Source organism: Trichocoleus sp. ST-U1, from assembly GCF_039961835.1.
Taxonomy (GTDB): domain Bacteria; phylum Cyanobacteriota; class Cyanobacteriia; order Cyanobacteriales; family FACHB-T130; genus FACHB-T130.
Genome location: NZ_JAMPJZ010000075.1, coordinates 21,131 through 27,130 on the forward strand (window position 1 = coordinate 21,131; position 6,000 = coordinate 27,130).

The 6,000-nt window shown below is 44.3% G+C and carries 6 protein-coding genes; 1 reads left to right on the top strand and 5 read right to left on the bottom strand.

Features of this window, described 5'->3' with window-relative positions:
- Positions 1 to 313: 313 nt before the first annotated feature.
- From NDA06_RS21125 to NDA06_RS21145, 5 genes are all read right to left on the bottom strand, one after another.
- Positions 314 to 955, bottom strand: coding sequence for a ThiF family adenylyltransferase (locus tag NDA06_RS21125; protein ID WP_190432465.1), 642 nt, complete (start codon positions 953 to 955; stop codon positions 314 to 316).
- Between the two features lie 24 nt (positions 956 to 979).
- A complete protein-coding gene (locus NDA06_RS21130; protein ID WP_190986238.1) occupies positions 980 to 1,948 on the bottom strand; it encodes a hypothetical protein in 969 nt (322 codons plus the stop codon).
- Between the two features lie 307 nt (positions 1,949 to 2,255).
- Positions 2,256 to 3,464 carry an AAA family ATPase gene (locus NDA06_RS21135; RefSeq protein ID WP_190432469.1) on the bottom strand — a complete coding sequence of 403 codons (1,209 nt, stop codon included), beginning with the start codon at positions 3,462 to 3,464 and terminating at the stop codon, positions 2,256 to 2,258.
- 72 nt (positions 3,465 to 3,536) lie between these two features.
- Positions 3,537 to 4,082 (bottom strand): RNA 2'-phosphotransferase, encoded by a 546-nt coding sequence (locus tag NDA06_RS21140; RefSeq protein WP_190432472.1) that lies wholly within the window; start codon positions 4,080 to 4,082, stop codon positions 3,537 to 3,539.
- Positions 4,083 to 4,100: 18 nt separating this feature from the next.
- The gene (locus NDA06_RS21145) at positions 4,101 to 4,652 is read right to left on the bottom strand and encodes a hypothetical protein (RefSeq protein ID WP_190986239.1); all 552 of its coding nucleotides are present in this window, start codon (positions 4,650 to 4,652) and stop codon (positions 4,101 to 4,103) included.
- A 723-nt stretch (positions 4,653 to 5,375) separates the two neighbouring features.
- Here NDA06_RS21145 and NDA06_RS21150 point away from each other — a divergent pair.
- A complete protein-coding gene (locus NDA06_RS21150; protein WP_242029099.1) occupies positions 5,376 to 5,810 on the top strand; it encodes a late competence development ComFB family protein in 435 nt (144 codons plus the stop codon).
- Positions 5,811 to 6,000 lie beyond the last annotated feature (190 nt).

Genomic DNA, 6,000 nt, shown 5'->3' on the forward strand with positions numbered 1-6,000 from the left:
CTATGCTCAACAAGCATGATGAGTTGTTACTGAAGGATCTTAAGCTTCAACCCCTTTGGCTACTCCAGTTATATGTTGTTTTAGGAGTGGTAGCAGCAATTTCTGGATTCGTTCTTGAGAGTGGAAATCTCTCAAAAGCTGCTTGCCTTGGAGGGGGTTTCCTGATTGCTCTAGGAGCTGAAAAATTAGTAACGCACCGAATCAGAAAAGCTGCGCTTTCTCTGGTTAATAGAGGTTAACTAACGCTATTTTTCAGGCTTATTTTCTCACTTCTTAACCATCGGTAAAATATCTGCACTGTAAAATTCAAAATTCAAAACTTATCAAATGCTTTGACGGCAAAATCTCCTAGCGTCACTGTAAAACTTTCCCGATTACCAGTGGCGACAAAATTAATAATTACTTCACTCGCTACAGCAACAGCTAACATTACTAAATTCCGCGCTAGCGGGTATTCGCAAACATCATCGTTTGCTGGTGAAGGAACGCGGTAAACTTCGTTCCAGATAATTTCAGCATAATCGGAAGCTAAGCCAACGTGCAGACAAGGAATATTTGCTGCTGTGCAACAATCTTTAACAATTTGACGGCTGATGCTGTTATCAAAAGTATCAATAACAAGCGTACTACCGCTGAGCAATTGGGCAGCGTTTGCTGATGTTAATTCTTTCGGACGCCCATCAACGGCAACACCCAAGGCACGATAGAGGGTATTGGTGAGAATTTTAGCTTTGTAAGCGCCAACATCTGAGCGGTAATAAGGCTGAGTGGAGAGGTTGCGTTCCTCAATGCGATCGCGATCGATAACCACCAGCTTCCCAAAGCCAGAACGTGCAAGATTTTCAGTAATATTCGCCCCCAGCGCCCCCGCACCGCACACCGTCACCGGGAAGTCTTTTAGCTTCGCCATCAGTGCAGATGTTCTGTGGAGTTGTTCGTGAAAGAAGATAGACATTTTTGCTAATGGCTAATAACTAATTCAAAAGTCCCAGTTATCTCGCGCTTCGATAACGCCAACGAGGGATTGCAAGTCAAAATCGCGATCGCGTCCGCTTAGGCAAATGCCAGAACTAATCACTGTCAAATCATGCTTGTCAATCGCAGAGATGTGACGTTCACCGTTGCGGGTTGTCCACTCGACTTGCCAAAAGTCACCGCGATCGCGCACATCTTCGAGTTCGCCACCACCCATCCCCAAGGCATCGCGCACGCGGCTTTCATCACCTGACATCGCCCGCCGATACGGATCTTGCCGTACCTCTTGGTAGTGTCTGTATGGGCGTTGTGCTTGCTGCTGGCGTCTTGTATCCCGTCGCTGCTGGCGCAAGCGTTCTTCTTCAAGTTGTTGCTGCCTTCGGCGTTGATATTCTTCTGTCTGCTGTAACGCCAAGTCATAGACGGTACGCATCTCTGGCGTCATCCCCGCAAAGCGAAGATTTTCCGTTTCCGTCCCATTCCTCAATTGTTCTCTGAGTTGTTCCGCCACCAGGGGATCGGCACGTCGATCCAGTTCATCAAACCACCAAGCGCTGCCATCCCAACGCGCAATTATTGGCTCAAATGCTGCACCCTCAGTAACTAAATATACCGGCACTGGCTTAGCGGCACCCAAGCGCTGCTGCATATCAGATTCATTGACCGGGTACGCAAGCCAAGTTTGTCCTTGCAACACATAAGCCAGACGCAGGCGCAACGGCTTCAACAGTCGCAGATATTCCGCCACCTGCGGCAAGTTTGCTTCCTCCACCATTTCAGCCTTTTTTTCGTTCATTGGCTGAAAAATGCCCCATCCTTCAAAGTCTTGTGGCTGCGGTTTAAAGGTATAAACCATCCCCGCTACAGAAGCGCGTACTTTCCCCCCACCTACGCATGGTGCGAGAAACTGAGTATCGCGCAATTGCACTTCCTGTGCAGCAATTTGGTTAAGGAGGTTGCGAATATCTGTCATGATATTGCCTTGATTAAGATGTTTGGCTTAGTTAATTTTTTTTGTAAATAGTGATAAGGCTGATTGCGGGCAACTGTAGGTTTGATTGAGCGGCGAAAACCAATATTCCCAGGATGATGCTGAGTTTCGTTACCTCAATCCAGCCTACAAAATGGGTGTTTAAATTAACATAACACTATTGCCTTTTCCGTATGCCGTTGTTCAGCAAAGCTTATGTCGCCAGTTAAATAGAATACATATATGTTTCTTCTTCTTTCTCTATTTATTTGTGGTTACATAACAACCTTGTATCTTCATTTATCTAACCTTACACAAATCGGTGAGCAAATTCATAAGTGAAATCAACTCTTCCTTTGCGTAAAACGGCTGGATCTAATCTTTCAGTTGTATTGCAAGTCATCAAAACCACTAACTTTTGCTTCGTATGAATTCCCGAATCATCAATTACGCTTTGATACAATGTTCCATCCAGTAAGCTCAAAATATGCTCCGTCTTATTATTATTTTGAGCAGCTTCAGAAGCGCGATTTTTGGCTAAATTATCCGCTTCGTTGATAATTAGACAAATTCGCTCTAAGTAACTTGGCGGCACAAAATTCTCAACCGCATCGTGATCCAGAATAAAAATCACATATCCGAGAGGCGCGAGAATTTCTTGTGCTACAGCTTGCGTCCAAGCAGTTTTCCCCGTACCCGGATCTCCGTGGACGAGAACCGCCAACTGACTTTGGTCGAGAATTGCCTGCTGTACCGTATCGGTAAAACTTTGAATATCGGCGGGAAACGACCGAATTGGAAATTCGCCGTGAATTTTTCCTACACGACTTTGGTAGCCACTCAGCATCACTGCAAGATTGAAAGTTGCTTTATTGATCAGTGGCGCTAGTTCCTTCGCCATTAGGGTATAGCGTCGTCGTCCCCGATCTAAATTTTCAATTTCTAGCCAAGCTTGCTGTTGAGGCCAATAGGCATAAACCGTGTTAATAATATCGAGACGTTCCCAGTTAACAAATCGATCTACCGGAAAATAAAAATATCGATCTAGATAATACTGGGTAATCATATCTGGACGACCCAATAATTCCAGAATTTTGAAAATCGTTATTTCCTGTAGCCGGTTGAGGACGTGTTCAATGGGAATGCTGTTACGACTGACAAATTGAATCACAGGCGAATCAACACTTAAAACGTCTTGGAAGCGATAATCTGGAGTTGGAGGATCTGGGGTAATATAATTCCAGAATTCATCAACTTCATATCGCGTACTTTCAGAAAATACATTTAAAATATTTGCCCACCAAGTATATTCGTTGCGACCCATTGCATCAGCAATATCGCTGGCTAAACCCAAAGTTTTCTGGCTTAGCTCTTTGGAATCGTTAAACACTAAATGCCAAAGAAATCCCCAGTCTATCTGCCGAGTTAAGGGTCGCCAACCTGCACCTAATAAGCCTTTAGCTTGCGGGTTTTTGTTGCCTGGATTGCTTTCGTCGTTTCCGAAATATCCCGATCCCATAGTTTCAGTTCTTCTTGCTTTGTGATGGAATGATGAGAAAGTAATGCGCTCAGTTATTTTTCCAAGCTGCCATTAAATTTGTTGCAAGTATTCGGCTGGAACGCGATCCACCAACCAAACCCCATTTTCAGAACAGTAAAATTCATATCCTGCTTTGTGCATCGCCGCCGCATCTACAGCAAAAACTACTGGACGACCATGTCGTGCGCCGACAGTTTTTGCGGTGGAAATATCCTTCGATAGATGAACGTGGTGCCGCAACATTTTACACAGTCCTGTACTCAAAATTGATTCGACTGTACCCTGTCCTGTACCGTGGTATAACACATCTGGAGGAACAACGGCTTCTAGCTGCAAATCAACTTCTGTACTATGTCCTTGATTCGCCCGAATTAAGGTACCTGTTGAGTCAAAAGAAAAGCGTTTTTTGTCATTTTTAGCAACAACTTCATCAAGTTCAGCACGAGTAAGCATAAAAGAACGATCTGCACACGCTTTTAGAAGTTCATCGACAGCAACCCAGCCACCAGGTGCAAGTTCAAGACCAATGGCTTCAGGAGTATGCCGAAGATGCTTGCTGAGATATTTGCTAATTTTAACTAAGCGAGAATTATTCATTAAGTCGCTCTTTTTAGCTTAACAATACCAGTCATCTTCTAAATATCGCTTGACCAATCCTGCGTGGGATAAAGGACTCGATAAATCGTCTAAATCGCAGTTTGTTTCATAATCTAATAACAATACTGTTTGGTCTGCACTTAGCTGTTTGAGTTCCGCAAGTAGGTTCTGAAGGCGGTTCTCTAGTACCCATTTATACGATGGTAGGTAGATGGCACGACGCGCTTCTATATAGGACAATAATTTGTCTCCGGTTAAGCCTGCACGATGCCCTAGAACCTTGCCGTAAGTTCGTGCCGTGCGCTTGATCCCCTTCATATTAGCGATCGCTAGTTTGCCCGGATCTACATCCGCAGACTCAAAAACTTTTAATCCTTGCCAAATTCCTTCAACGGTATAGCTGAAGTGTCCTGGGGAAAAAGGAACGGGAATTCCACCATGCGGATAAAAAGGGCTAAAGCGAACCCAAGGTTCGGTACTGCGAGAAGTTACGTCGAGAATCGTTGCTGCATCATAGCGTTTACGCAAAGTATCTAGGGATGTGCGGCGACTTTTTACAAAAAGCGGCATTGAGGGCTAAATGTGTAGAGACGCGATGAATCGCCTCTTGAGTCCTGAGTGGGAAAGAAGAAAGGGAAATTGAATATTTGTATTATAAGGTACTACAGGATGGTTGTGGCAGATTCCCGATCGTTTCTATTTTCCCAATCATAGGGGCGCACAGGCGTGTGCCCCTACTGTATTACCGTGCAATGAGTTTGATATTTGGCTAATGCAACTCAGTACCGTCTTTGCGGAGGAGGTAGCGATCGCTGCAAAAGAAGCAACGCGCAGAGAACAAAGGTTTAATAAAGAAGGAAATTAACACCGAGTTTGATGATGAACTTTGTGCTGAATACGACAGCGCTCAAATGCATGGGTATGTCAAGGGGAAGTATGTTGAACGTTACAAACAAAGCACTAACTTAGTATTGCTAGCACCCAATGTTGCTAAGGCTTTTCCAGGTGAGGAAGCAGTGAATAAGGCTCTATGACTTTTAATTAGATTTTCTAAATCTCATCTGGAAAATCTTGAGTAAAAAATAAATTTACCTTTGATTGAACTGAATGGCGGGCATTGCTTGCCAGGTAATTTTTGGCTCAAACTGGAAGCATCGATCTAAGTCAAGTGAAGTTAATATAAAAGCTTGGGTTGGTGGGCAATGCCATTCTACTCTGTGTAGGGATGTCGGGATTTTCGCGGGCAATGCCTACCCTACAAGAGATCGCGCTAAAAATGAAGCATTGGTACTGATGAGCTATATGACAAATCCAAATTCCCGACCATCAAATCATCCTTTAGCTACGCTAAATTATCTGTCTGAATCATTTGTTGATGATGCAACACCCTTGACTGAATTTGATTCAGGCGAGCCTCCAAAACCTCCGCGACGCAGACCTCCTACTGGAGCAGAGTTTGAGCCAACCTATCTGGGTAAAAGGATCGTCAACGTGATGGAAGAGTTGGTGCAAAAAGAGGCGCTCGCACAGTTGGCGGAAATTGAAGCCACAAGCGATTGCATCCAGAAGCTGAGAGATATTGTTGCCTATGTCTTGAATAGAGTGCCCCCTCTCTATGCCACCACAAAAGAAGGTGCCGAGTATCAGCAACAACGTGCCAGAGACGAACTCCAACAACTGATTTCCCAGCAAGTCACAGAAGCGATCGCCTACATCAATAGACCATAATTTTTACCATAACGACAAGCCAAGTCCCACTTTAAATTTAATTAGTAGGTTGGATTAAGGTAACGAAATCTAATACCCCTTCTATAGTTGGGTTGAGCGTAAGCTCAACCCAACTACATTAGACCTCCTGCATGAATCAGGAGGCATGTGCCAGTTCGTAGTTCAGCAAGCCAGCAATTAGGTTTAAGCG

Bases quoted from the DNA above. Each gene is read 5' to 3' on its own strand.
- NDA06_RS21125 (WP_190432465.1), bottom strand. From the start codon at position 955: ATGTCTATCTTCTTTCACGAACAACTCCACAGAACATCTGCACTGATG.
- NDA06_RS21130 (WP_190986238.1), bottom strand. From the start codon at position 1,948: ATGACAGATATTCGCAACCTCCTTAACCAAATTGCTGCACAGGAAGTG.
- NDA06_RS21135 (WP_190432469.1), bottom strand. From the start codon at position 3,464: ATGGGATCGGGATATTTCGGAAACGACGAAAGCAATCCAGGCAACAAA.
- NDA06_RS21140 (WP_190432472.1), bottom strand. From the start codon at position 4,082: ATGAATAATTCTCGCTTAGTTAAAATTAGCAAATATCTCAGCAAGCAT.
- NDA06_RS21145 (WP_190986239.1), bottom strand. From the start codon at position 4,652: ATGCCGCTTTTTGTAAAAAGTCGCCGCACATCCCTAGATACTTTGCGT.
- NDA06_RS21150 (WP_242029099.1), top strand. From the start codon at position 5,376: ATGAGCTATATGACAAATCCAAATTCCCGACCATCAAATCATCCTTTA.